The organism is Pseudomonas sp. BF-RE-25, from assembly GCF_019956105.1.
Classification (GTDB): Bacteria; Pseudomonadota; Gammaproteobacteria; order Pseudomonadales; family Pseudomonadaceae; genus Aquipseudomonas; species Aquipseudomonas migulae.
The window spans coordinates 133,827-157,391 of sequence record NZ_JAHBDB010000055.1 but is presented as its reverse complement, the minus strand read 5'-3'; the positions used below and the strand labels follow the sequence as shown (position 1 = coordinate 157,391).

The following is a 23,565-nucleotide window of genomic DNA, read 5'->3' as shown; positions in this document are numbered from 1 at the left end:
TATGAAACAGACTCATGTAAACAGCTACTACGCCGCAACCCGCAACTTCACCGGCGACTTCCCGGTGCTGGAACAAGCGGTGGATTGCGACGTCTGCATCATCGGCGCCGGCTACACCGGTTTGTCCTCGGCGCTGTTCCTCGCCGAAGCCGGCTACAGCGTGACTGTGCTCGAAGCCGCCAAAGTCGGTTTCGGCGCCAGCGGTCGCAACGGCGGCCAACTGGTCAACTCCTACAGCCGCGACGTCGATGTCATCGAAGAGCGCTACGGCGACAGAACCGCTGAAGTCCTCGGTAGCATGATCTTCGAAGGCGCCGACATCATCCGTCAGCGCATACAACACTACGACATCCAGTGCGACTACAAGCCGGGCGGCATCTTCGCTGCGCTGAACAAAAAGCAGCTCAAAGGCCTGGCCGAGCAGAAAAGCAGCTGGGAGCGCTACGGCAACAAGAACCTGAAAATGCTCGACGCCGCGGACATCAAGCGCGAAGTCGGCAGCGACAACTACGTCGGCGGCCTGCTCGACATGCAGGGCGGCCACATCCACCCGCTGAACCTGGCCCTCGGCGAAGCCTCGGCCATCATCGGCCTGGGCGGCAAAATCTACGAACAATCGGCGGCGGTGGAAATCACCTACGGCGAACCGATCACCGTGCGCACCGCCAAAGGTGTGGTCCGCGCCAAATACCTGTTGATCGCCGGCAACGCCTACCTGCCGCAGGGCCTCGACAATCGCGTGACCGCCAAAAGCATGCCGTGCGGTTCGCAAATCGTCGTCACCGAACCGTTGTCAGAGAAGGTTGCGCGCAGCCTGATCAAAAACAACTACTGCGTCGAAGACTGCAACTACCTGCTCGACTACTACCGCCTCACCGCCGACAACCGCCTGCTGTACGGCGGCGGCGTGGTCTACGGCGCGCGCGAACCGGATGACATCGAACAGCTGATCAAGCCAAAAATCCTCAAGACCTTCCCGCAACTGAAGGACGTGAAGATCGACTACCGCTGGACCGGCAACTTCCTGCTGACCATGTCGCGCATGCCACAATTTGGCCGCATCGAGAAAAACGCCTACTACATGCAGGGCTACAGCGGCCACGGCGTCACTTGCTCGCACCTGGCCGGCAAACTGATCTCGGAAATGATCCGCGGCGACGCTGAACGCTTCGATGCTTTCGCATCCTTGCCGCACATGCCAATGATCGGCGGCCGCACCTTCCAGGCCCCGCTCACCGCCATGGGCGCCGCGTACTACGCACTGCGCGACCGTTTCGGCATCTAACCCAACACAACCCTGTAGGAGCAGAGCTTGCTCGCGAAGACGGCGGCACATCCGACATCGGTGCTGTCTGACACACCGCCTTCGCGAGCAAGCTCTGCTCCTACATTGGATCCATGGCAGGCACAAAATGTACGTGCAGCAGAGGTCAAAAACTGTGGGAGCGAGCCTGCTCGCGATGACGCCATCCGGTTCCCCATCAATGCCAACTGACCCACCACCATCACCAATAACCATGCGCCTACAGCAACACCCCCAAACGTGATTTAATACCCGCCTTTCAAAATTACGGGACAGGGAAGCGGTACTTTCGCGGCCAAAAGTCGCCCGCCATCCACCCCCATAACCCTTAAGTTTTCCTTGCATAAGGCTGTCATGGACACGGGCTCACGACTCAAATTAGTACGCGAAAGCTACAAACTGTCCCAGCGCGAGCTGGCCCGGCGTAGCGGCGTCACCAATGCCACCATCTCCCTGATCGAACAGAATCGCGTCAGTCCCTCCGTCAGCTCCCTGAAAAAACTGCTCGAAGGCATACCCATGTCTTTGGCGGACTTCTTTACCTTTGATCAGCCGCCGCGTGAACATCAATACGTGTTCCGCGCTAACGAACAGCCGGATCTTGGGCGTCATGGGCTGCGGTTACTGCTGATTGGCGCTTCGGTGCCGAGCCGGCAGATGCGATTGCTGCGCGAGCAATACGCGCCAGGGGCGAGTTCAGGGGAAGAGCCGATTGTGCATTCGGAAGGTGAGGAGTGTGGGCTTGTGACTCGTGGGACTGTTGAGTTGACGGTGGATGGGCAAATCAGTGTGCTCAACGCGGGGGACGGCTATTACTTCCCGACAACCTTGCCGCACAAGTTCCGCAACATCGGCCAGGATGAGGCGGAAATCATCAGCGCCAACACTCCGGCGAACTTCTGATATCAATAGCGGGCGCTAACCTCTAGCAGGTGCCGAGGTGCGTCCGCGATCAATACCCATTCCGAATGGAAGCAGCTGCTTCAGGAATTTTCAAAGTAAATGGACTTCACATCATGACCACACCCCGCATCCGCCCCCTCGCACTTTGCATCTTCCATCACGATGGCAAGATACTGGTCAACGAAGCCCGCGACCCCATCACTGAAAAGCCATTCTTCCGCCCAATCGGTGGCGGAATCGAATTCGGTGAAACCAGTGCCCAAGCCGTTGTACGAGAAGTACAGGAAGAGCTCGGTTTGCCCATCACCGATGTTCGCTTGCTCGGCACGCTTGAAAGCCTATTTACGTATAACGGCACACCAGGGCACGAAATCGTGCAGGTGTACGACGCGAAGTTTGTGGATGCCAGAGTCTATGAGTTGTCGCACTTGAATGCTCAAGAAAGCGATGGTGCGGCCTTCGTTGCGAAGTGGCTTCCTTGTGCGAGCTTTACTGACGAACAGCCGTTGGTGCCTGATGGGCTATACGAGCTGCTGAAGAAAGTCGAGCTTTTGGACTGACACCCGTTACCGGATAACTTCGGATCAATCAGCATCAGGCTGTTTCTTGATAAGTCATGGGGATGAATGATGAGAGTTTTAGTGTTGCTATTAATGCTTGGTTTTGGTGGTCAGGCATTTGCCAGTTGCTACGGCATCGATAACAACGATCAGCGCATATTGTGCGAAGCCAGGAATAGCGGTGGCAGTTGCGGCGGTATCAACGACAATGACCTTCGCAGAAGTTGTGAGGCAGAGACCAGTGGCGGGAGTTGTTATGGTATTAACGATAATGATCGGCGCATATTGTGTGAAGCCAAGAAGGGTGGCGGGAGCTGTTACGGTATTAATGACAATGATCTTCGCAGAAGTTGTGAGGCGCAAACCAGTAATGGAAGTTGCTATGGAATTAACGATAACGATCAGCGCGTAATGTGTGAAGCTCGGAAGGGCGGCAGCTGTTATGGTATTAACAGCAATGATCTGCGGGTTCAATGCGAAGCTATGAAACACTGAGGGTGAGGCCTGAAAAAAAAGGTGACAGATCTATTTTTTAAATAGATCTGTCACCTTTTTCGGGTTTAAAGCCACTATGTCATTGCGTAAGGGTTCTGCACTGATTGCGCATATCGTCGTTTTTGATGTTGTCGCAACCACTACCGCTCTGTTTGGCTTCGCACAAATTACGTTTATCACTATCGCGAATGTTATTGCACCCGCTACCGGTTGTTTCTCCTTTGCAAGCATTTCTCATGTCGTCGTTTTTGATGTTGTCGCAACCACTACCACTTTGCTGGGCCCTGCAATAGGCACGCTCGTCATTATCTTTGATGTTTTCGCAGTTGGCATAGGTGTACCCACTGAATATCAACAAAATCAAAAGAATGGCTCTCATCATTGGCATCCATGATTTGTCAGGAAGCAGCCTGACGCTGATTGATCCCGAATTTTTTTTCATTTGCGCGCCATCATATCGACATCACTCTGCACAAAAGTTCCGTGATGAAAAACTATTTGAGGAGGCTGTCAAAAAACCAGGAAAGTGCTCTATTCATGCTGTACAGCGTGCGTAAGAAGGTGACTAAAAAGGAATAGGTCGGCCACCTTTTTTACTAGCTACCCCTTGTAGATGCTAACTGAGTACAGGCCAGGGTTAAGTCCCGGACAGCCGCAGATAAGGAGTTACGAGATAACAAAAACCCGCGTCAACGCGGGTTTTTTGGGATGAAATTCAGTCACTGACCATTGGAGGTATCAACCCCCCGCTGCTCAATCACCCGAAACACATCACTCACATCCTGGAGCAAAATCCGGGCGATGTTGGCGACGGTGTTGATGTCGTTTTCGGCGTAGTCGGGGAGGCTGGTGCAGCCCATGAGCTGGAGGTAGGGGAGGACCGCGTTGAGGCGTTCGCTGACGACGTTGTGCAGTTCGCGGATTGGGGCGTGGCTGTCGATGACTAGTACGGGGTAGTCGGTGGCGAATTGGGACATGGGGGTGAAGCGGCGGGGCGGATTGTTCATTGGCATAAGTAAATCTTCCTCGTATTTAAAAGAAGAGCTGCCGCCATTCGCTGCGAAACGAATTGGGTGGCAGCTGTGTGCGGGTTCGCAGACCAAGGATACGAGGAGCCCGGCAGACCCGAAGGCCTCCCACACACAGCCACCATAAAACGGGTTTCGGGCACTGTTGCGGCCGTCATTCCATTTATGGTGCTGCGTTCTACACGTATCTTAAAGGCTGCGAAACCCCTCATCGCTGACCTGTATCTGCGACTGGCCGAAACTATAGGCGCCCATTTTGGCGCTCACAACCGGGCTGTAGGACGCTTTGGCGGTCTTTGGAGCAAGGCTCAATGCCACTGTTTACGGGGTTTTCACGGCATTCCGAGGGGGGTGGAGTGCCGTGGGAAATCGGGGGCAGGTTTTGGGGTCGATTCGCTGCTTACTGGGAACAATTCCCCTCGTTACAAAAGGTAAATTCCTACACGATTTTCGGATGTCAGGTTTGTGAAATCGGGTGGGCTGAAAGGTGTGACAGTGAATGTTGGTGTTGAATGTTAGGGCCTCATCGCGAGCAGGCTCACTCCTACAGGGTGGGCGGGGTAGGCGGGCGCATTGTTGCGTCCGCCTGTGATTGCTTTATGCCGCGTGACCGATCACTTCGATGATTCGCTTTGCGATGTAGTCGACGTGGGTTTCCAGGGCGAAGTGTCCGGTGTCGAGTAGTTCGACTACGGCATTGGGGTTGTCGCGTTTGAATGCCTCTGCGCCAGGCGGGATGAAGAAGGGGTCGTTCTGGCCCCAGATGGCCAGGGTTGGCAGTTGGGTCTCGCGGAAGAAGCGCTGAAAGTCCGGGTAGCGTTCGAGGTTGTTCGCGTAGTCCAGGAACAGGTCGAGCTGGATGTCTTTGTTGCCCGGCCGCTCCAATAGCAGCGCGTCGAGGGTGTAGGACTCGGGAGCGATGAGTTCAGGCGTGCTGACGCCATGTTCGTATTGCCAGCGCGTGCCTTCCAGGTGCAGGACTGCGTCGGCGATGACCTGGCGATTTTCGGCCGACGGTTCTGCCCAGTAGGCTCTGATCGGTGCCCAGGCATCGCCCAATCCTTCCAGATACGCGTTGCCGTTTTGCGAGATCAGTGCGGTCATTCTTTCGGGATATTTGACTGCCAGTCTCAGGCCGGTCGGTGCGCCGTAATCGAAGACGTACATCGCGTAGCGTTTCAGTCCCAGTGTCTCGACGAAATGCCCCAGCGTTTCTGCCAGTGCGTCGAAGGTGTACGCGTATTTGCGCTCGGCGGGCACTTCGGTGAATCCAAAGCCGGGCAGGTCCGGGGCGATGATGTGGAAGTGGGCTGAAAGCAACGGGATGAGTTGGCGGAACTGGTGGGACGAGCTGGGAAACCCATGGAGCAGAAGGAGGGTCGGCTTGGCCGGTTCTCCTGCTTCCCGGTAGAAGACGCGAACGCCGTCGACGTCGGCAAATGTGTAGCGGATGGGTGCAGTGGTGGTGGTCATGATGATTGGCCTCGTAACCGCATGGATGAGATCAAGCCGGTTTTCGAGATTAAATCTGGCACGAACAAAGTAACCTGTCAAAATGATTTTGATAGGTTATTGTTTTTCGCCCTCAAGCATCGATGACTTTCTTTTGCCGCTCGCGGTGGGCCGCTGCTTTCGCTCGGTTGCCGCAGACCGCCATGCTGCACCAGCGGCGTTTTCTGCCTCGGGTGTGATCGACGAACATCAGGGTGCAGCTCGGTCCTTCGCAACATTTCACGTTGGTGAAATCTTCCTCACTGACGAACTGCGCGAGCACTTCGCCCAGTGGCAACAGCAGGGAATCCGGGCTGCGCCAGCGGCGCTTCAGTTCCCAGGCGAGCTTTGGTGTTTCGCCGTGCTGTAGCGTGATCTGGGTGTATTTTTCGTCCCGTTCGAGCAGGCGATTCAAGGCCTCTAGCTCTGTCAGGGCCGAGGCTTCAAGCGGTTTTCCTTTGTATTTCAGGACAAAGCCGCGAAACCATTCGCGCAATGACCGTGCCTGCGCTGCGACGGTTTCCAGCTCGCCAGGCATCGCTTGTGCCTGAAGCCGTTGCAGTATCTCGTCTTCCACCCAGCCCGATTGTTTCAGCCATTCAAGCCAGCTGTTGCCGTCGTCGATCCAGTCGACGGGTTCATCGACCGGCGTTGCTATCGAGTTCAGAAAATCGAGAGCGGCGGCGTCGGCGACGAAAATGGCCGGTCCACGGGGAGTGCTGTTCATGAGGATGTCCGCTAAAGCCTGGATTGATAAGGTTTAGCGTAACCACTCAAAATGCATTCGACAAGTTACTATGTTATTTGTAACCTCTTCGTTGTGTTCGGTGGGGTTACTGAATGGGCTCAATTCTTGACCTGCTGATTCCTCCCATAAACATCCTCCAACCGCTCAATATCGTCCTCACCCAAATAACTCCCGGACTGCACCTCAATCACCTCCAGCGGAATTTTCCCGGGGTTGGCCAGCCGATGCACCGAAGCAATCGGAATGTAGGTGGACTGGTTTTCCGTCAGCAGGAAGACCTTTTCATTGCACGTCACCTGGGCCGTGCCGGAGACCACGATCCAGTGTTCGGCGCGGTGGTGGTGCATTTGCAGGGACAGTTGCGCGCCCGGTTTGACGGTGATGTGTTTGACCTGGTGACGGATGCCGTTGTCCACCGAGTGGTAGCTGCCCCAAGGGCGATACACCGCGCAGTTGTTCTGGGTTTCCGAGCGATTTTGGGCGTCGAGTGCGTTCACCAGTTTTTTCACGTCTTGCACGGTGTCGCGGTGCGCGACCATCAGTGCATCTTCGGTTTCTATCACGACGAGGTCTTCCACCCCGAGCAGGGTCACCAGTTTGCTGCTGCCATGGACGAAGCAATTGCGGCTGTTGTAGCTGACGACATCGCCCTTGAGCACATTGCCGTCGGTGTCCTTTTCGTGCACATCCCACAGCGACGACCAGCAACCGACGTCACTCCAGCCGGCGCTGAGCGGGACGACCCAGGCGCGGTGGGTGCGTTCCATCACCGCGTAGTCGATGGAGTTGTCCGGGCAGCATTCGAAGGTGACGCGATCGATGCTGGTCACGCCTTCGCTGCTGGGGCTGCGCTCCAGGGCCATCACGCAGGTGTCGTACATGTCCGGTTCGTGAGTGCGCAGCTCTTCGAGGTAGCGGCTGGCACGGAACAGGAACATGCCGCTGTTCCAGAAATATTCGCCGGAGCGGACAAATTCGGCGGCAGTTTGCTGGTCCGGTTTTTCGATAAATTGCTCGACCTTGAAGGCATGGGCGTCCGCATCGCTGCAGTCGGCCTTGATGTAGCCGAAGCCGGTTTCCGGACGTGTCGCCGGAATGCCGAACAGCACCAGATTGCCTTTGAGCGCCTCTTGCTCTGCGTGTTCCAGTGTGGCGCGCAAGGCGGGGACGTCGCTGATCACATGGTCGGCCGGAAGGACCAACATGAGCTCATCGCGGCCTTCGGCAATCAGCTTGAGGGCTGCCAGCGCCACCGCCGGTGCGGTGTTGCGGCCGAAGGGTTCCAGCAGGATCGCCTGCGGCGTGCAGCCGATGGCGGCAAGTTGTTCGTTGACCAGGAAGCGATGCTCCTGATTACACACCACGATCGGTTTGCCGATACCGTTGAACGCCAGGCGCTGCAGGGTTTGTTGAAAGAGTGATCCTTCGCCGGCCAGGCTCAGGAACTGTTTGGGATACAACTTGCGTGACAATGGCCACAACCGGGAACCACTGCCCCCGGACAGAATGACTGGAATCATTTTTCTTTCCTCCCACACCTTCATCGTTCGATATGAAGGCGCTTCGAACAGCGAAGGACTGCCTTCCATTATTTGAAACACAAGCTCAATTCAAAGTGGCCGCAATCAGGGGCGTGCCGGCTGTTGCACCTGGTCTTTCTGGTCTGCAAACAGCTGGGTGATGTCGCCGCCCAGGCGGTAGTTTTTCATCGGTTCGACCGATTGGCGCCAGCGGTTGGTTTGCGCTGAGCAGTCGTATAGGGCGCAGTACGGTTCCAGCCAGGCAAACTTGCCATCCTCGTTGAGGTCTTCGAGTGCTTGCTTGTGGCCGGTCTTGCGTTCGAACAAACCTGGATTCTTGATGCCTTCTTCCACGCGCGTCGCCAGACGCCGCATGGCGCCGTGGTTTTCTTCGCGCAGGTCGACGCCGTTGGCTTGGGCGAAGGAGGCGATCATCATCAGCGGCCCCATCGCGTAGTTATGGTAAGCCAGTGCGCGGGTGTCGCGGCCCAATTCGTTGGGCAGGTATCCATCTGCATCGACCTGGGACGCGCCGATGCGAAACTGTGCGACGGACCAGTCGAACAGGTCGCGCCGGTCAACCACCACCGAGGCCGCCATGACGGACCATGCCGCCCAATACTGGTGATTGTTGAGGCGGTCCAGCGGTTGGTCGCGCCAGTCCCGCACCACCTGTTCGGCGAGCTTGCCGATCCAGGCTTCGATTGGGCGGGTCTGCGCTTCACGGCCCTTCAATGGCTGTGATTGCGAAAACTTGAGCCGCAGGTACGCCGAAGAAATACTGCCCAGCGCCCATTTGCGCATCGACTTGCCGGTGTGGGTGTAGGTGGTGCTCAGCAGCGCCTGCGCCTTGGCCCAATCGCCCAGCCAGCTCAATGTGCAGTCCACATGACCGGGGCGGCCGAGCCGCAGATAGGCGGCGACTTGTTTGTTGACGCCTTTTTCCAGTTCGTTGATATCGCCGGACATTTCTTTGTAGCGTTTGTTGGACTCTGCGTTGAGCTGATCCCGAGCCTTGCCCGAACCTTCGTATTTGCTGGGGATCAACAGGTCGCCGGTATAGGGTTTGGGCGTCGCCGGACAGCTCTGCGCGTCGCCCTTTTTCTCCGTGGCCGGTGCGTAATAGCCCTGTGGTGGGCGAAGTTGTGCGGCCGCTTGCATGATCGGCCCCATCAGAATGAAGGCCACGCCAATGGCGGCCCAGTGTGCCGGGCGCATCAGTTTTCCTCCGTCTGCGCGGTGCGCAGGGTCGGTGCTGCCGTAATGGCGGGTTTGACGCACAGTCGGGTTGAAAGCCCTGTGGTGGTCATACCCGGCGGCGGTTGCACGTCCATGGAAAGAAGCGTCTGTTCGCCCCAATCCCCGTCGCCGCGCAGCTCGAAGGCGAAGCGGCCCTGGGTATTGACCGTCGGCGAACGGCTCAAGCTGAGGTTTTCCTGGCGACCGTTCAGGTAGGTCAGGGTCGCGTTCAACAGACGCACGCCAGGATCCGCGAACTTGAGGTCGACCTGATAACGATTGCCCTTGATCGGATACACGTTGCCGCCACTGCCGTTGAACAACACTTGATTGCGCCCGCTGTGCAGGGTCGCCTGGCTTTTGAGCAGCGGGGACTGGTTGTCGCAGCCATCGCTCAGCGCCGCCATTGCCTGGCGGTAGAAGCTGGGTTTGCCAAGGCTGTCGAGGTTGTCGGTTTCCCACACCAGCACCGCCGGCGGGGCGTTCTGGAAGTCGTCGCCGAGCAGGTAGGCGATCAACGAATCATCGTAGCCACCGCCCGGTACGCTGAAGTTGCGGACCGGCGTCTCCAGGTATTGTTCAAGGAAACCGGGAAAGTTGAACAGCTCGCTGCTGGCGCTGGTGCCGATCAGTGCGACCTTGGCCGGCCCCTTGGCATCGCCTTGGGCGCGGGTTTGATATCGGGTCACATACTGCGCCGCATAACCGTTGCCGCAGATCTGTGCGGCAGCTTTTTGCAGCGTGCCCGAGCGCCCCAACAGGCCGGCCGGTTGGCTGGCGAAGACCTGATGCGGCAACGCCTTGAGCACATCGTTGCCCTTGAGCGTCTGGGCCACCAATTGGGCGCTGCGGTCGGCGCCATAGGGCGTCCAGTTGTGATCGCCCTTGAAGTAGAAGGGCTGCCCGGCGGGCTGTGGCGAACTCAGCAGGTTGGCAAAGTCGGGCGCCAGAATACCCAGGCCGCGCACCCGGTCCAGGGTTTGCAGGTAGTTTTGCCGGGCCTTGGCCTGATCGAAGCTGGCCAGTTCCAGCGGCGTCAGGCGGTCGGCGTGCAGCAGGCCGCGACTGGGTGGCATCACCAACACCAGTTCGACCCCGCGCTGGGCGAGCCCGTCGCGCAGGCGCTTGAGGGCTTTGTAGCCGCTCTCATCGAGGCCGAAGTCGGTGCGCAAATCGCTACGGGTGCGGAAGAGCCATTGGTCCTTGGCCTCCACCAGCGTCGCGTAGTTTTTCAGCTCCGGTGGCTCGTAATATGTCGCCTGCGCCGCTTGCGGGCACAGCTGGCAGCAGGCCTCGGCCGTGTACTGCGGCTGCGCCTGTGCCCCCATCGACATGGACAGCAGGCCAAGCGCGGCAAATCCATGAAAGGTGTTCATCGGCAGGCTCCTCACAGTGTCTCGGGCAGAATCAATGCGGCGGCATGGCGGCGCAGGAGGATGTCCATCAAGTCGCCCTGGACGTCCCCCAGCAAACCGGTAAAGGCCAGGCCGTCCTGTTTCTGCGGCGCGAGAAAGGTCAAGTCATAGAGTTCCAGGCGCGAGGGTGAAAACACGGCGATGGGGCTGGAACCGTTGCCGATCAGCTTGCCGCCGACCACGGTGAGCGACAGTTTGGCTTCGTAAGGGTCTTCCTTGAGATCGCGGTCGGTGCCACGCAAATCCTTGGTGTGGCCATAGATCCCGGTCAGGGCGTTGGCCATCAGCTCGTTTTCGTACAGGCGCACGCCGGTGCTGTTGCGCACACGGATCCCGTGTCGATCATTGTCCGCCGCGCGGTTGCGCCAGATCAGGTTATTGCCGCTCTCGTACAAGGTGATGCCGTCGGAGCGGTTTTTGTAGGTTTCGTTGTAGGCCAGCAGGTTATTGACGCTGGAACGGTCCAGGACGATGCCCGACAGATGATTGTTGTAGGTGCGGTTGTAGATGATCCAGCTGTCGTTGACCTCGCGCGAGAGGATGATGCCGTGCTTCTTGTGGGTATCGAAGACATCGTTATGTGCAATGATCAGCCGGCGCGAACGGTCGTGCGGGTCGATGCCATATACGATGTTTGCGCGATAGGTGTTGCGCAGAATCACCACGTCGTCGGCCTCGTAGCAATAGAAGCCGAAATAGTTGTCGATGAACTGCGAATTGATCAGCCAGCCGGTCGGTTTTTTGCGCTTCATCTTCGGCGCCATGCTCGGGCTGTACTGGGAAATACTCACCCCATAACTCTTGCTCTCGGTGTAGCCGAAGCTGGTGATGGTGCTGTTGACGATGTAGGTTTCGGTGCCGCCCCAGGAAATCAGGAACGGGCGAAACGTTTCCTCTTTTTTGAACCAGGCCGGGCTGTCATCTTTCTCGCTCCAGGCGCTGACCTTGGTATCGGTAATGAACAGTTTGCCGTCGTTGACCAAGAAGGAACCGCCGTCCTGGGACAAGCGCAATTCCTTCACCGATTTGTCGATATGCAGCGTCCCGCCGGGACGAATGACGATCGGCAAGCGCGCCAGAAACACCCCCGGTGCGGTCTCGCGCAGGGCTGTCTGCGGCAGACTGCGTGCCAGTTGCGTCAGGCTCATGTAGCCACGGTCGATGAAGATCGCCACGGGCATTTGCTTCTGGCGCACCACCCATTCCTTGAAGCGGTCCTGGCCGCCGATGAACTCATCAAGCGCGTTCTCCTTGAGCATCGGCTGGATCAAGGCACGGCCGGCGGGCTTGTAGGCAATCTTCGCGGCGACTGCCTCGGCGGTATAGCCGGACAGGTCGGGCATTTTCGGTTCCTTGATAAGCAAAGGCTTTCCGGGAGCTTCGGTGATGGTGTAGCGCGGTATCAGGACGTCGCCCGCCGTGGCACCTGCCGTCTGCATCAACAGCATTGCGGCGAGCAACAGTCCTATCTTGACGACACGGTCCATAAGTCTCACTCATCCAAAAGGCAGCCGGTTGTGATCAATGCGCCGTTGCCCGCGATGGCTTCAGCGCGGGCAGCCACCGGGTCCTAGATTTTCCAGACGAAATCGATGAACGCCCGGTGCATGCTCGAATCGGTGTCGTTGGCGTAGGCGTCACCGGGGAAGAACACGCCCAGGCGCAGGCGGATCAGTGCCGAGGGTTCGTCGACCCAATCCACCATGCTCGCGGGCAACAGGCCTTGCTTGAAGTACTTGGTCATGACCAGATCGACTTCCTGACCGAGGTCCTTCTCGCCGTCCACCAGCGCCGCATTGATGATCCCGTCGTCGCCGGTTTCCGTCTGGTCGTCGACCCGCCAGAAGCGGTGGTAGACGAGGCTGGCGTCGTAGTCCTCGCGATACGACCAGGCGCCGAACAGCGTTGCTGTCTGGAGGTTGCTCAGTTCACCGCGAAAGGCTTCGCCGAAGCGGTGTACCCGTGAGCGCGTGCCGGTGTAGTTGGAGCGGTTGCTTTGCAGGCCGGTTTGCTGGAACTGGTTCTCCTGGTCGTTGCCGCCGCCATCGCCACGGGCGGCGGCAGCACCGAGGCGCCAGGCGTCATCGATGTTCCAGCGCAAGCCCAGGTCCGCGGCCCAGGAATTGACGTCGCCGCTGGTGTGGCCTGTCGCGATTCGATCGCCGGAAGGGACGATCACGCTGTTGAGGTTGTCGCGATCGCCGGTCAGCCAGGTTGCGTTGATCCAGTAATTGAGCGGCATCGTCGAGCGATAGTTGTAGCCGTCACCGTTCGCTTCAAGGCCGACCCAGGTCAGGCTGCCGGTGGTGGTCTTGTCGAGTGTGTCGAGTCGGTCACCGGGGTCCGGCAGATTGCCGCTGTCTTCCGAGTGATGTACGCGCAGGCCGACCCAATTGTTGGGCGTCCATTGCGTAGAGATGTCGGCGAAGGCATGGGAGCGGTCTTTGTCTTCCGGTGCCAGGTCGTCCAGGTCGGTGCGGTAGTCGGAAAAGCGTTGAGCGGCGCCGACGTGGCTGCGCAGCAGCGTGGTTTCGAAGGTCCAGTTGAGCGCTTCGATGTTGGTGTCCATCCACTCGCCGCTGTCCTCACGCAGACGCTGGCGCCCCAGGCGCAGATGCTCGCCCGGATAGGCCGTGATGCCCGAATAGTCGACCCAGAATTCGCGAAGCGCCAGGTAGCTGTCATCCGCTTCACGGGTGTTGCTGTCGTCGACGCCGTTGTTCACGGTGTCGGTGTCGATGGTGTCGGTCGCCGCTACCGCCTGGCCCATCACATAGGCACTCCAGTTGCCCCATTGGCCAAAGGCCCAGGGGCGCAGGTCGAGGCCAATATCGTTGAGGGTGCCACCGGGTGCAGTGCCCAGGTCCCGGTCGTCCTGCGACTCGCCGGTAATCTTCACATCGAGGCCGAAATTCTTCGGCGCCACTTCCGCCGCCAGCACCAGACCGGCACTGCACATCAGCGAAACTCCCAGACCATAACCTGCCAACAGTGCTTGTTTCATAGTAAGTCCTGTCCATTTTCCGGAGTTTGCAGCCTGGCGAGAGCCGCGCCCGTCAGACGGGCCTGAGCTTCTTCCTCAAGTAAGGGCTGCGCGATTTTCCTCTCTGCCGGGGTCATCCCCGACTGCACGGCCGACAGCACTGGCCCCGCATTTACCACGCCCTGGCGTTGCGCGAGTTGCGCAAAGACAAAGGCATTGATTCGATTGACCTTGACCCCGCGTGAGTCGGAAAACATGTGCGCCAGCGCCAGGTCGGCATTGGGCGAACCGTTGCGCGCTGCCAGCAGCAAGTGTTGCAGCGCTTTCTGTGGTTCGACCTGGCCCAGATATCCGCGCCGGTACAACTGGCCCAGGTAGTAATGCGCCCCGACTTCACCGGCGGCGGCCGCCTTGAGCAGGTGCTCTTGCGCCAGGCGCGGGTCCTGCGGCAGCCATTTGCCGAGGTAATACAGGCGCCCGGTCAGCAGTTCCGCCCGTGGATCGCCCGCTTCGCGCCCGCGCTGCAAGGCCGAGAGCAATTGCGGCGCATCGCCTTGGGCGGGGTAGTCGTCGATCAGCCGCGCCAGGCTGGTCCAGGCCGGTGGATAGTCGGGTGCCAGTTCTTCGAGCAGGCGCTGGGCGCTTTGCGGATCGGCCGGGCCTTCGAGTGTCGGCGTCGACAGAACGCGCGCCACCGACTCGACCCGCAAGGGCGCGACTCGTCCCTCGCGCCAACCCTGGCGCAACTGCGCCAGCAAGTCGGCTTGCGCCTTGGGCTGGGCGCGCATCCGGTTGATGGTGGCCAACTCCACATAACAGGCATCGAGTAATGCCAATCGCGCCCGGCACATCTGCTCGATCTGCGGCAGGTGAGCGTTATAGGTGCCCTGATTTCGGTAAATCAGGATTTGCGCCAAGTCGGCCTCGACAATGCCCTGGGCGCGCCAACTGTTGACCTTCTGCTGCGGATCCACCCCCGGCGTCAGTTGTGGGTAACCCAGGTACAACAAGGTCAGCGGCACCACTGCACTGAACTCGCCTTTGTCCAGTGCGCCTTCCAACAATTGCCGGGCCTCTTGCACTTGCTTGGGATCCGTCGGTCCCTGACGCAGCAACACGCGGCCCAGACGTGACTGCGCCTTGACCGATTCCGGCGCGGCCTGCCGGTACAATCCCTCAGCCTCTTTCAGACTCGCGGGGTCGCCCGCCGAGGCCGTCAAGTCGCCCATTCCGGCCTGGGCGTCGGCATAGCCGTCCTCGGCCAGCGGCGCGAAGTTCTTGCGAGCCGTTTCATAATCGCCGCGCGCCATGGCCTCGCGCGCCAAGCCTTGATCGGGGAGGGTGCCGCACCCATGAATCATTGTCAGGGCAGCGGCCAGCGCGGAAAACCGCAGCCCCGATCGCCATGCGCCGTTCATTTTCCGGCCGCCATGACTTTATTCGCCCAGGTGTTTTTCACCCAGGCATTGGCCGCCGAGGCACTCTGCACCCAGACATTGCCTTGCAGGTCTTCGATACTGACCTCCACCGGCCGCCCGGCCTGATCGGTTTGCAACGGGCTGTCAGGCTCAATGGTGACCCGCAGGTCCGAAGCCAGGCCGCCGTTGTCCAGCGCCACCGCAGTGATTTTGCCCGCGCGTGGCTGTTCTTCGCCGATCAACTGGAAGCTCACCGCCTTGCCGGGCTGGATCTTGGCAAAATTCTTGTAGGGGAAGCGCGCCTCGATGGTCGCCACACCGTCGATCGGCATCAACTCGTACACCGTGGTGCCCTTGCCGACGACCTGGCCGTCCGGCACCAACTGCGACACTACCCGGCAATCGCAAGGGCTGGTCAGCGAACCTTGCAGGGTTCGGCTGAACAGGCGCTCAAGGTTTTCCGGGGTCGCCTGTCCGGGCGGCAGGTTGCCTTTCATCACATCCAGCAGCGAGGCGGAAAAGGTCGCCAGCGGGGCGCCCTTGGCCACCACCGACCCGACTTTGACTAACGAGTTGACGCTGCCGTCGCGCGGCAGGCCGATCAACTGGCCGGGTACATTGACCCGCGCCGATTCGGCATGGGTGACGAAATAAATGCCATACAACTGGTGCACCACATAACCAAAGGCAAACAGTCCCACCAGGAACATCAGCAGGCTTACCGCGGTGGCCCGCACGCGAGCGAGAATGCCCATGCCGTGGCCGCTTTCGTGCTTTCGCGGCTTGGTGAAGTTGTCGCGCTGCTGGGTCGAGAGCATGTCCCCCAGGCTGATCACCCCGCCCGAGAGGTAAGAGGTGATCACGTAACGCAAGGCGGAAATCGCACGAGGGCGCAGGTTTTGAAACTCGCAACCTATGCGCTGCCCCTCGTCGTTAATCGAGCGCACGACAAACTCCACGTCGATGGCAAACCCCAGCGCATCGACCTGGAACACCAGTTTGCCTTTGTGTTGCCGGCCAACGATCAGCGTTGTACCCGGCTGACTCAGGCTGAATCCACCGGCTGACAAGTCGATCAGCTCGCAATCGAACGGCTCCCGGTCCGGCCCGTGAAACTTGATCCTCGCCGGCAGAGTCAGCCGCGCATGCTGACGCTGCACCTCCGACTCGTGCACGACATTGTCATCAACAGCAACAAAAGCTGTGTTCATAACGCGTTCCTTCCCATCGATTGAGTCCGATCCGGCACGGCCTGCCACGGCCCTGACACCTGCACTACACAATCCACATCAGCAGCGCGCAAAACACGCTGCCGGCCGAAAACGTCATGGCCCGCGACGACCAGGTATTGAACCAGCGCTGATAGCTCGCCAGCCCACGGTCGAGTTTGGTTTTCTGGCGCGTCCACGATTGCTGGTCGAGACGGAAGAACACATAGATCTTCACCATGGCGCCGACCAGCTGGTTGTAATAGAGAATCAGTGGATAAGCCGGGCCGACCGGGTGCCCCGACGCCAGCAACAGAAGACTCAGGATCAGGCGCGTCACGCCGATCCAGAGCACATAAATCAGCAAGTAGGCGATGCTGTATTTGAGGCTGGCAATGATCGCCACCGACGGCCCGAGCAGGCTGGCCCACATCGATACGCGTTGGTCGAGCAGCACCAGCGAGGTGAACCAGCCCAGCCGCCGCACGCCCAGGTGCAAGGCCCGTGAGTTCTGCCGCAGGTTATTGCCATACCAGCGGAACATCAGCTTGCGGCTGGCCTTGATGAAGTTCTTTTCCGGTGGATGCTCGACGGTGTTGATCGCCGCGTCGGGCACATAAAAGGTGTCGTAGCCCAGCCGCATCAGGCTGTACCAACTGGACTTGTCATCACCGGTCAAAAAGCGGAAACGCCCCAGGCGCCAGTGCTGCAGATAATCGCGCTCGACGTCTTGAATGAATCCGGGATCGGTCACCACCTGGGCGCGGAACACCGACATCCTCCCGGTCATTGTCAGCACGCGCTTGCCCAGTGCCATCGAGCACATATTGATGTGCCGCTGGGCGAACCGCAGCTTGTGCCATTCGCTCATCAGGTAGCTGCCGCGCACCTCGCAGAACTCATTGGTGGTCAACCCGCCAACGTTCGGAAAGAGCTTGAACCAGGGCACGGTCTGACGTACCAGCCCGGCGGAGAGCACGGTGTCGCCATCGACCACGGCCACCACTGCATCGGCGTCCGGCACGTGCCGGGAGATCGCCCGGAAACCATGGGCCAGGCCGTCGCGCTTGCCGGTGCCGGGAATCCGCACGAAGCTCAGCTTGACCTGCTCTGGCGGGGTATAGCTGTCCCAGAGTGCCTTGATCAGCAATTCATCGGCGAGCTCGACGATGGAACAGACCACCGTGGTCGGGTAACCACAACCGATGGCCTCTTCAATCACCGAGCGGTAAACCTGCGCCGTGGTCAACGCCTCGATCCGAAAACTGGTGACCAGCAAAAACACGTGCGACGGGTCGGCAATGCTGCCGAGCCGGGTGACTTTGCGTCTGTAGTAGGGGAACACCAGATAAAGGAACAGTAACCCTCGTATGTAATGGACAGCCCCCATCGAGTAGCGCCAGATGCCGACCGCCCCCAGCAACAGGAGAAAGTCCCTGGATTGGGGATCGAACACTGAGCGCGGCAGCAGCAGTGCAAGCCCCAGCAACGCGGTGACGTAAAACAGCCAGCCCGCCGCTTCGCGCAAGTAATCCCTGGCACCAGCCATACTTGTGACTCCTGTTCGATAAACCCGTATTGCCCGGGTTGCAGTTCGGTGACTCTCTTACCAGCAGATGCCTTCGAGCCGGTCGTCACTGGTGTGTGGCATGAAACCCACCAGGTCAACCACCTGCTTGCCCTCGGGCACCTCAAGCGCGAGGGCTCTGAAGGACTCGTCACCGTTGCCAAGCACAATCACCTCCGCCTCGTCGATCACCTTCACAAGGTCAGCGCGTAGCAGCGAAGCCAGGTGCGGAATCTTCGATTCGATGTAGTCCTTGTTGGCCCCGTAGATGCGCGCGTATTCAACGTTGCGGTCGAAGATATGCAGGTCGTAGCCCTTGCCGATCAACATTTCGGCCAACTCCACCAGCGGGCTTTCGCGCAGGTCATCGGTGCCGGCCTTGAAGCTCAGGCCGAGCAGGGCGATACGCCGCTTGCCGTAGCTGGTGATGATGTCGAAGGCTCGCTGAACCTGCGCCGCATTGCTGCGCATGATCGACGCCAGCAGCGGGTGTTCGACATCCAGTTGCCCGGCGCGGTAGTTCAGCGCACGCACATCCTTGGGCAGGCAGGAACCGCCGAACGCGAATCCGGGGCGCATGTAATAACGCGACAGATTGAGCTTGGTGTCCTGGCAGACCACGTCCATCACATCGCGACCGTCCACGCCGGCAGCCTTCGCGATATTGCCGATCTCATTGGCGAAGGTGACTTTGGTCGCGTGCCAGACATTGCAGGTGTACTTGATCATCTCGGCCACTTCGATACTGCGGCGCAGGAGCGGCGCGTCCAGCTCTTGAAAGAGCGAGGCGAGCAGGTCACCGCTGCGTTGGTCGAGTTCACCGATCACTGTCATGGGCGGACAGTTGTAGTCCTTGATCGCCGTGCTTTCGCGCAGGAACTCCGGGTTGATCGCCACACCGAAGTCGACCCCGGCCTTCTTGCCGGAACAGTCTTCCAGTATCGGGATCACCACATTCTTGACGGTGCCCGGTAGCACGGTGCTGCGCACCACCACCGTATGCCAACTGTCCTTGGTGTGCAGGGCTTCGCCGATCTCGCGGCAGACCGACTCTATGTAGACCAGATCCAGATCGCCATTCTTCTTGCAGGGTGTACCGACGCAGAGGAACGACATCTGCGTGTCCATCACGGCCGCCTTTACATCACTGCTGCCGCGTAGCCGCCCCGAATTCACCCCCTGTTCGAGCAGCGGTTCCAGGCCGGGTTCGACGATAGGCGATTTGCCCTGGTTGATCAGGTCAATCTTGACTTGCGAGACATCCACCCCGATTACGTCATGACCGCGAGCAGAGAGACAGCCCGCGCATACAGCGCCCACATACCCCAGACCAAATATGCTGATACGCATTGGTAAGTTCCCCATATACCCGGATTTCGGATGGCCATCGGCATGCCACACAGGCCGACAGTTGCTCTATTTGGCTAACTAAGCGGCAGTTTGGTTCAACTTGTTTTCGGGTCCTCAAACGCAGAACCAAGAGTGTAGACAAACATCTTCCTGGCACTGTCATTTTTTTTAACAGGAATTTCGAACAGTTCGCGCCAGCAATATAGAGAGTGGGGGTTACAAGGAGAGTGCCAAAAGACAATATGTGAATTGCGAATAAAAAATATCAACAAAAACAGATAGATATCTAACTTATTTCGTTTGGTCATATGAGTGGAATATGTATTTTTGCACCAATATCAGGCAGGTGACTATATCGTTTTTTTGAAGCGGCACTGGCGCGGTGCAACGCCAGCGTTACAATTTTGCAATCAGCCAGATCAATTTTTTATTAGAGTGTAAAGTTGCTGAAACATGTCAAATTTTCAATAACGGTTTTATTGGCGTTTTTATTATGCGTGATAGTCAATATCTTGGAGCTGCATAATATGATCAAGCAATAAAAAACCGCATTAATGCGGTTTTTTATTGCGGTTGAAATGTGGGGGAGTTAGAGGCTATTGGCCAGTTTCCCGGTGGAGAGGCGGCGCTTGTACGCGGTGTCGCGATTGGCCAGCCAGTAGTAGAGCGGCGAGGTGATGATCAGGCCCACCAGCCAGGACAGGTCAGCGCCATTGATGTGCTGCGAAATCGGCCCGACGTACAGCGGCGTGTTCATGAACGGAATCTGCACCACGATCCCGATCGCATACGCCAACAGTGCCTGCGGGTTGTACCGGCCGTAGATGCCACCATCGACTTTGAAGATCGAGTTGATGTCGTACTGGCCTTTGTGGATGGCGTAGAAGTCGATCAGGTTGATCGCGGTCCATGGCACCAACACCACGAGCAACACCAGCACCATGTCGACGAAGTGGCCGATGAAGTTGGCGGAGGCGCCGACGGCGGCGAAGCAGCAGGCGGCGAGGAGGATGATCGAAAGGATGGCGCGGCTTTTGGCGGTGGGGATCCAGCGGTAGGCGAAGGTTTGCACCAGGGTGATCAGCGACAGCACCGCGCCGTAGAGGTTGAGGGCGTTGTGGCTGATGACGCTGAGCAGGAACAGCACGAGCATCAACGGGCCGATGGAGCCGGTGGCGAGTTTGACGGCGTCCATGGTGTCCATGCCGACGGGCGTGGCGAGGACGGCGACTGCGCCGAAAATGAACGAGAGGCTGGAGCCGAGCACGGTGCCCAGATACGTCGTCCAGAAGGTTGCGGCGACGGGTACGTTGGCCGGCAGGTAGCGCGAGTAGTCGGAGACGTAGGGCGCGAAAGCGATCTGCCAGAGCGCGGCAAGGGACGCGGTGGCGAGCCAGCCGGAAATGTTGAAGCTGCCGCGTGTGAGGAAATCGGCGGTCTGCACGTGGGTGAAGATGTAGCCGAAGCCGAGCACGATACCCGCGCCGAGCACCCAGGTGCCGATGCGATTGAGTACGTGAATGAAGCGATAGCCAATGATGCCGATGATGCCGGAACCGAGGGCGCCGATGACGATGCCGACCGGCACCGGCACGCTGTCGACCACGCCATGCAGGGACTTGCCGGCGAGGACGATGTTGGAGGCGAAGAAACCGATGTACATGATGCCGGCGATCAGCACCACCAGCAGCGCGCCGAGGGAACCGAACTGGGCGCGGCTCTGGATCATTTGCGGGATGCCCATCTGCGGGCCCTGCGCCGAGTGCAGTGCCATCAGCACGCCGCCGACCAGGTGGCCGACGAGGATGGCGACAATGCCCCACACCAGGTTGAGGTGAAACATCTGCACGCCGAGGGCGCCGGTGACGATGGGCAGCGGGGCGATGTTGCCGCCGAACCAGAGGGTGAACAAGTCACGGGTTTTGCCGTGGCGATCTTCGGGTGGCACGTAGCCGATGGTGTGTTTTTCGATGAGTGGGGCGGGGGTTGTTGCTGCGGTAACCATGACGGACTCCAAGGCAATTTTGAGTACGTGGACGTACTTCGGTGAGCGCCGCGTGGGGCGACGCTTTTCTTGTTGGAGTTGATGATGTGCGGTGGGGTGGGATAGATAAATTAGTAGTTTTGTTGGTACAGACGTTAAAAAAAGTAGGCCCATGGGTCGCCCAAAAAACCTGTGGGAGTGAGCCTGCTCGCGATAGCGGAGTGTCAGGCAACAACAATGTCGACTGACACTCCGTCATCGCGAGCAGGCTCACTCCTACAGGGTTATTTGGGGTGTTCGGGATCGTTGCATCACCACGCCACCTGTAGGAGCCGGCTTGCCGGCGATAGCGATTGTGAGACCGCCATCGCCAGCAAGCTGGCTCCTACAGGGTTATTTGGGGTGTTCGGGGTCGTTGCATCACCACGTAACCTGTAGGAGCCGGCTTGCCGGCGATAGCGATTTTGGGGGCGCCATCGCCAGCAAGCTGGCTCCTACAAGGGCGACGTTATTGGCTGATGAACGCGAGCATTCGTTGCAGCATTTCATCGCAGCGGTTCAATTGTTCGAGGCTGACGAACTCATCCGGTTTATGGCCCTGATCCATGCTCCCGGGGCCACAAACAACGGTGGGGATTCCTGCAGCATCGAACAGGCCGCCCTCGGTGCCAAAGGCCACTGTTCCAAATTCCCTGGAACCGGAAAATGCAGCGATCAACTCAGCCGCTTCGCTGTGTGCATCCGTCGCCAATCCGGGATACGCCGACAACTCGCTGAAGCGAATCTCGCTCTGTTCACTGACCGCACGCATTCGCGGCAGCACTTGCTGCTCGGCGTAGGTTTTCAGTTCCTGTGCGACTTCACTCGGATCATGCGAGGGCAACGCGCGGATTTCGAAGTCGAAGCGGCAATCGGCCGGGACAATGTTCAGCGCTTTACCTCCGGAAATCACACCGGTTTGTACGGTGGAAAATGGTGGATCGAAACGCGCATCGTGATGCTCGGGCGCTTTGAGTCGGTTGCCAATCCGTCCCAACTCACCGATCAATTCGGCGGCGTACTCAATGGCATTGACCCCAAGCGGCGCATACGCCGAATGGCACGCCTCACCGTGAATATCACAGCGCATCGCCAGTTTGCCTTTGTGCCCGAGCACCGGTTTCAGCTCAGTCGGTTCGCCAATGATGCACAGCATCGGTTTGACCGGGCGGTGTTCCAGCGCTTTCAGCAACGAGCGCACGCCAAGGCAGCCGACTTCTTCATCGTACGAAAGCGCGATGTGCACCGGCAGTCTCAGCGAAGCGTTTACCAAGGATGGAACGAGGGCAAGCACGCAAGCAATGTAGCCCTTCATGTCCGCCGTACCGCGACCGTACAACTTGCCATCGCGCTCGGTCAGTTCGAATGGCGCAACGGTCCACGGCTGGCCATCGACGGGCACCACATCGGTATGCCCCGACAGCACGATGCCCGGCTTGTCCGCCGGGCCGATCGTGGCAAACAGATTGGCCTTGCTGCGCTGCTCGTTGTAGATCAGTTCACAAGGCACATCGAGACTCGCGAGATAGTCGCGGACAAACTCGATGAGCAGCAGGTTCGATTCGCGGCTCGTGGTGTCAAACGCCACCAGGGTTTGCAGCACGTCGCGGCTGCTGCTCATCGGTCGTCTCCGGCGACGCCGTAGCCGGGGGATTTGTCCGGGGCGAGGGCGCGGTCGATGTAGTCCTGGACTTGTGGGCGGTAGGCGTCCCAGAGTTTTTCCAACCCACCGATGGGGTCTTCATCTGCCCAGTCGACCCGCAGGTTGATGATCGGCCAGGTCAGTTCGCCGACCACCACCATCGCTGCCGAATGCACCGGCCCGGCTTCGCCACCGGCGGCAATGGCGGCTTTCATTGCGGCGAGCAGACGGTCGGCGAGTTGACCTTCGCCGTGTTCGAAGGCCTCGACCATCGCCTCGATCACGCCCCAGTTCGCGAGCATGTTGCCGGCGGCCACACATTGTTCGCCGGACACGGCGTTGTGGTTGCCCAGGGTTTGCGCGCCGCTGAAGTGGGCGGTCTGGCCGAGGTGGTCGATGGCGGTGATCTGCCGGTATTGGCTGTAGCCGTTGCGCGTGAGGACCTTGTCCAGCGCATCGAAGGGTGCGAGGCCTTGCTCCATCAGGGCGAGGACGTCCGGGCCGAGGGAGGGCAGGGTGATGTTTTGCGTGGAGACGGCGCCGACGCCCGGCAGCAGCCACGGGCAGCGGGCGCCGACGGCGATGCTGGAGGAACTGATGGCGATGCCGAACTGACCGGTTTCGGGGCAACGGGCGGCGATGGAGAAGGTCATGGGTTTTGCTCCTTGGCAA

At 59.2% G+C, this 23,565-nt stretch carries 20 protein-coding genes; 4 read left to right on the top strand and 16 right to left on the bottom strand.

The features are described from left to right. The first annotated feature begins 1 nt into the window (after position 1). From KGB24_RS22890 to KGB24_RS22880, 3 genes are all read left to right on the top strand, one after another. Positions 2–1,285 (top strand): NAD(P)/FAD-dependent oxidoreductase, encoded by a 1,284-nt coding sequence (locus KGB24_RS22890; protein ID WP_008027204.1) that lies wholly within the window; start codon positions 2–4, stop codon positions 1,283–1,285. Positions 1,286–1,657: 372 nt separating this feature from the next. Next, positions 1,658–2,206 (top strand): cupin domain-containing protein, encoded by a 549-nt coding sequence (locus tag KGB24_RS22885; protein WP_007946335.1) that lies wholly within the window; start codon positions 1,658–1,660, stop codon positions 2,204–2,206. A 113-nt stretch (positions 2,207–2,319) separates the two neighbouring features. Further along, positions 2,320–2,766 carry an NUDIX hydrolase gene (locus tag KGB24_RS22880; protein WP_223415507.1) on the top strand — a complete coding sequence of 149 codons (447 nt, stop codon included), beginning with the start codon at positions 2,320–2,322 and terminating at the stop codon, positions 2,764–2,766. A 90-nt stretch (positions 2,767–2,856) separates the two neighbouring features. On the opposite strand, the gene KGB24_RS29305 is transcribed toward KGB24_RS22880, so the two are convergent. Continuing rightward, a complete protein-coding gene (locus KGB24_RS29305) occupies positions 2,857–3,240 on the bottom strand; it encodes a hypothetical protein (RefSeq protein WP_317846495.1) in 384 nt (127 codons plus the stop codon). A gap of 97 nt (positions 3,241–3,337) precedes the next feature. Here KGB24_RS29305 and KGB24_RS22870 point away from each other — a divergent pair, with 97 nt between their 5' ends. Beyond that, positions 3,338–3,655, top strand: a complete 318-nt coding sequence (locus KGB24_RS22870) for a hypothetical protein (protein ID WP_223415508.1) — start codon at positions 3,338–3,340, stop codon at positions 3,653–3,655. 325 nt (positions 3,656–3,980) lie between these two features. On the opposite strand, the gene KGB24_RS22865 is transcribed toward KGB24_RS22870, so the two are convergent. The 15 genes from KGB24_RS22865 to KGB24_RS22795 form a co-directional block, all read right to left on the bottom strand. Then, complete coding sequence (locus KGB24_RS22865; protein WP_223415509.1) at positions 3,981–4,274, bottom strand: fructose-bisphosphate aldolase; 294 nt, start codon at positions 4,272–4,274, stop codon at positions 3,981–3,983. A gap of 612 nt (positions 4,275–4,886) precedes the next feature. Continuing rightward, the gene (locus KGB24_RS22860) at positions 4,887–5,762 is read right to left on the bottom strand and encodes an alpha/beta fold hydrolase (RefSeq protein ID WP_223415510.1); all 876 of its coding nucleotides are present in this window, start codon (positions 5,760–5,762) and stop codon (positions 4,887–4,889) included. Between the two features lie 112 nt (positions 5,763–5,874). Continuing rightward, a complete protein-coding gene (locus KGB24_RS22855; RefSeq protein WP_223415511.1) occupies positions 5,875–6,507 on the bottom strand; it encodes a CGNR zinc finger domain-containing protein in 633 nt (210 codons plus the stop codon). A gap of 119 nt (positions 6,508–6,626) precedes the next feature. After that, positions 6,627–8,048: a mannose-1-phosphate guanylyltransferase/mannose-6-phosphate isomerase gene (locus KGB24_RS22850; RefSeq protein WP_223415512.1), complete on the bottom strand. Its 1,422-nt coding sequence runs from the start codon at positions 8,046–8,048 to the stop codon at positions 6,627–6,629. Positions 8,049–8,153: 105 nt separating this feature from the next. After that, positions 8,154–9,266, bottom strand: coding sequence for a mannuronate-specific alginate lyase (locus KGB24_RS22845; protein ID WP_223415513.1), 1,113 nt, complete (start codon positions 9,264–9,266; stop codon positions 8,154–8,156). After that, positions 9,266–10,663: an alginate O-acetyltransferase AlgX-related protein gene (locus tag KGB24_RS22840; RefSeq protein WP_223415514.1), complete on the bottom strand. Its 1,398-nt coding sequence runs from the start codon at positions 10,661–10,663 to the stop codon at positions 9,266–9,268. The genes KGB24_RS22845 and KGB24_RS22840 overlap by 1 nt, the downstream gene beginning before the upstream one ends. Before the next feature lie 11 nt (positions 10,664–10,674). Beyond that, complete coding sequence (gene algG, locus KGB24_RS22835; RefSeq protein ID WP_223415515.1) at positions 10,675–12,189, bottom strand: mannuronan 5-epimerase AlgG; 1,515 nt, start codon at positions 12,187–12,189, stop codon at positions 10,675–10,677. An 83-nt stretch (positions 12,190–12,272) separates the two neighbouring features. Continuing rightward, entirely contained in the window at positions 12,273–13,661 is a 1,389-nt protein-coding gene (locus tag KGB24_RS22830) for an alginate export family protein (protein WP_223415530.1), read from the bottom strand. A 41-nt stretch (positions 13,662–13,702) separates the two neighbouring features. After that, positions 13,703–15,103, bottom strand: coding sequence for an alginate biosynthesis protein AlgK (locus tag KGB24_RS22825; protein ID WP_223415516.1), 1,401 nt, complete (start codon positions 15,101–15,103; stop codon positions 13,703–13,705). Beyond that, on the bottom strand, positions 15,100–16,314 hold the full coding sequence (locus KGB24_RS22820; protein WP_223415517.1) for an alginate biosynthesis protein Alg44: 1,215 nt from the start codon (positions 16,312–16,314) through the stop codon (positions 15,100–15,102). Before KGB24_RS22820 ends, KGB24_RS22825 begins: the two co-directional genes overlap by 4 nt. 64 nt (positions 16,315–16,378) lie before the next feature. Further along, positions 16,379–17,860 carry a glycosyltransferase family 2 protein gene (locus tag KGB24_RS22815; RefSeq protein ID WP_192228287.1) on the bottom strand — a complete coding sequence of 494 codons (1,482 nt, stop codon included), beginning with the start codon at positions 17,858–17,860 and terminating at the stop codon, positions 16,379–16,381. Positions 17,861–17,917: 57 nt separating this feature from the next. Then, positions 17,918–19,228 (bottom strand): nucleotide sugar dehydrogenase, encoded by a 1,311-nt coding sequence (locus KGB24_RS22810; protein WP_223415518.1) that lies wholly within the window; start codon positions 19,226–19,228, stop codon positions 17,918–17,920. A gap of 589 nt (positions 19,229–19,817) precedes the next feature. Then, complete coding sequence (locus KGB24_RS22805) at positions 19,818–21,233, bottom strand: purine-cytosine permease family protein (RefSeq protein ID WP_223415519.1); 1,416 nt, start codon at positions 21,231–21,233, stop codon at positions 19,818–19,820. A gap of 487 nt (positions 21,234–21,720) precedes the next feature. Further along, positions 21,721–22,872, bottom strand: coding sequence for an acetylornithine deacetylase (argE, locus tag KGB24_RS22800; RefSeq protein WP_223415520.1), 1,152 nt, complete (start codon positions 22,870–22,872; stop codon positions 21,721–21,723). Further along, on the bottom strand, positions 22,869–23,546 hold the full coding sequence (locus KGB24_RS22795; protein WP_223415521.1) for a DUF1028 domain-containing protein: 678 nt from the start codon (positions 23,544–23,546) through the stop codon (positions 22,869–22,871). Before KGB24_RS22795 ends, argE begins: the two co-directional genes overlap by 4 nt. Positions 23,547–23,565: the final 19 nt, after the last annotated feature.